The sequence below is a fragment of the Bradyrhizobium sp. JHI2711 genome, assembly GCF_056156565.1.
Window position 1 is genome coordinate 1 of record NZ_JBPZPT010000020.1, and the last position, 2,362, is coordinate 2,362.

Sequence of the window (2,362 nt, forward strand, 5' to 3'; positions counted from 1 at the left end):
CCTGTCACTGGGCGGTGAATACTCCCCAAATATGGGCATCGAAAATTCCCTAGCTGGCATCCCAGCCTGAAGGGGCCGCGGCGCGGAGGCCCCACATACCGGAGCGCTGCGGCCCCTTCAGGCTTTCCGCATCCGATCCTGTCCCCGAAGTGATTCGGGGGCGGAACGGATGATCCAGCTTGGAGATCTCATCGTGATTTTGGACCTTCACCGTCAGGGCTTGTCGATCAGCGCGATTGCCCGGCGCACGGGGCGCGACCCGAAAACGATCCGCAAATACATTGCGCGGGGTCTCGAGCCACCCGCCTATGGCCCTCGGCCGGCTGGCCGGCCGAGCAAGCTCGCACCCTATCTCGACTATCTGCGAGAGCGCATCGCCGCCTTCCCGGACTTGAGTGCTGTCCGGCTGACCCGAGAGCTTCGGGAGCGCGGCTATACCGGCGCCTATACAGCCGTAAAGCGGTTCGCGGCGGCGATCCGTCCCGATAACGCACCTAAGCCCTTCGAAGTACGGTTCGAAACCCCGGCTGGCCAGCAAGCGCAAGTCGACTTTGCTCGCTTCGTGACCATCTTCACCGACGAGCCCGATGTGACACGGATCATTTGGCTGTTCTCGATGGTGCTCGGGCATTCGCGCTTCATCTTCGCCCGCTTCGTCATGCATCAGGACCTGCAGACGCTGCTGCGCTGCCACATGCAGGCTTTTGCGGTCATCGGCGGCGTGCCGATCGAGATCCTTTACGACCGCATGAAGACGGCCGTGACGGGCGAGGACGGCGATGGACACATCGTCTATAACCGGTCGCTGCTGGCGCTCGCACAACATTACGGCTTCCATCCGAGGGCCTGCCGGCCGTACCGCGCCAAGACCAAGGGCAAGGTCGAGCGTCCGTTCAGCTACATCCGGCAGGACTTCTTCCTCGCTCGCAGCTTTTGCAATCTCGACGATCTCAACACCCAGCTCGACGACTGGCTGGCCAACGTCGCCAACGTGCGCGTACACGGCACCACGCAGAAAGTCGTTGCCGAGGCGTTTGCCGCCGAGAGACCCGAGCTGCAGGCGTTGCCAGCGGGGCCGTTCGACGCGCTGCTCAAACTCGAGCGCCGTGTCAGCCACGACGGGCTCGTGTCGATTGGTGGCAACTATTACAGCGTCCCGGACCGCACGCGCCGCATTGTCGAGGTGCAGCAATTGCCCGATGTAATCCGCATTCTCGATCAAGGCGAAATCGTCGCCGTCCATCCCGTTCTGGAAGGCCGCCGGCGAACTCGCGTCGCACCCGAGCATCGCCAGGCGGTCAACCGGTCCAGGTCGCGACCTGGCGTGTCCGAAGCCCTCGTCGGTCGGGCCGGCGATCACATCCCACGACGGTCGCTCGAGTTTTACCAAGCTGTCGGCAAACGGCTCGCCCAATCGGGAGGCCGGCCATGACCATCCACACGCAGCCGGCAGCGATCGACAGCGTCAAGAAAAGCCTGGTCGCACTCAAGATGCCACGTGCGCTGGAAATACTGGACACCACGCTGCGGCGAATCGAACAGGGTGAGGTAACCTGGATTGAGGCGCTCGATCAGCTGCTTATCGAGGAGCTGACGCTGCGCGACAATCGCCGTGTCAGTACCGCGCTGAGAATGTCTCGTCTGACCACCGTCAAAACGCTCGCCGGCTTCGACTTCGCGTTCCAGCCCTCGCTCGATCGCAATCGCATCCTGGCGCTTGCCGAATTGAAGTTCATCGACCGCGCCGAGGTGGTCCATCTGCTTGGGCCGCCCGGCACCGGCAAGAGCCATCTCGCGACAGCACTCGCGGTCGAGGCCGTGAAGGCGGGAAAGAGCGTCGCGTTCGCCACGCTCGCCGACATCGTCACCACCCTCGCAAAAGCCGAACGCGAAGGCACTTTGCGCGAGCGCCTGCGGTTCCTCGCCCGCGCCTCCCTCCTTGTCGTCGACGAGATCGGTTACCTCCCGGTCGTGCCCGGCGGCGGCAATCTGTTCTTCCAGTTGGTCAACGCCCGCTATGAAAAGGGCGCGATGATCCTCACTTCGAACCGCGGCTTTGCTGAATGGGGCGAGGTCTTTGGTGATGCCGTCGTCGCCACAGCATTGCTTGATCGCCTGCTTCACCACTCCGTTGTTATCCAAATCGAGGGATCGAGCTATCGGCTCCGCCAGCACGCCGCCCTCGTCCCGGAAAACGTCCGCTCGCGCCCGCTCACAAACCCGCCGCAGCCCAAGCGCCGCGGCCGCCCGCCTGGAAGGACCAATGACGATCCCGATAGCGGCTGATCCCCGAACCACAATCGCCGTCACCTAGGGAAATTTGGAAGCCCATTCTCACGGAAAGTTCGCTGCCCGTTGACAC

At 63.3% G+C, this 2,362-nt stretch carries 2 protein-coding genes; both read left to right on the forward strand.

What is annotated here, in order from left to right; translation table 11 throughout:
* The first annotated feature begins 169 nt into the window (after positions 1-169).
* Positions 170-1,432, forward strand: coding sequence for an IS21 family transposase (gene istA / locus ACTEK7_RS36595; protein WP_225131226.1), 1,263 nt, complete (start codon positions 170-172; stop codon positions 1,430-1,432).
* Complete coding sequence (gene istB, locus ACTEK7_RS36600; protein ID WP_225131228.1) at positions 1,429-2,286, forward strand: IS21-like element helper ATPase IstB; 858 nt, start codon at positions 1,429-1,431, stop codon at positions 2,284-2,286. The genes istA and istB overlap by 4 nt, the downstream gene beginning before the upstream one ends.
* Positions 2,287-2,362 lie beyond the last annotated feature (76 nt).

Excerpts from the sequence above, each read along its gene's own strand:
- istA (WP_225131226.1), top strand. The coding sequence starts at position 170 with ATGATCCAGCTTGGAGATCTCATCGTGATTTTGGACCTTCACCGTCAG.
- istB (WP_225131228.1), top strand. The coding sequence starts at position 1,429 with ATGACCATCCACACGCAGCCGGCAGCGATCGACAGCGTCAAGAAAAGC.